Genomic DNA, 275 nt, shown 5'->3' with positions numbered 1-275 from the left:
CGAGTTCGTAGTAGAGTACGCCGAGGACCGTCCGCGCGTCGCGGACCTCGCCCGCGAGGACGGCCCGCTTGAGGTCGTCGTAGCCGACCGTCGTCGGGCTGATGCTCTCGTTGAAGTCGAGGTTCTGGTCGGCGCTCGGCTCGCACCCGCGCGCGACGAAGTAGTGGTGGACCGAGTTGGCGATGCCGTTGGTCGGCTCGACGGTCGCGAGCGGCTCGACCGCCTCGGCCTCGTGGCCGGTCTCCTCTGCGAGTTCGCGCCGGGCGGCCGCGGCG

At 71.6% G+C, this 275-nt stretch carries 1 protein-coding gene; it reads right to left on the bottom strand.

Features of this window, described 5'->3' with window-relative positions:
• Positions 1-275, bottom strand: a 275-nt coding sequence (locus HKX41_11395; protein ID NNC24736.1) for an NUDIX domain-containing protein, incomplete at both ends; no start/stop codon positions are given.

Source organism: Salifodinibacter halophilus (assembly GCA_012999515.1).
GTDB lineage: Bacteria > Pseudomonadota > Gammaproteobacteria > Nevskiales > Salinisphaeraceae > Salifodinibacter > Salifodinibacter halophilus.
The sequence above is the reverse complement of the archived record's forward strand: the minus strand, read 5'-3'. Positions and strand labels throughout refer to the sequence as shown.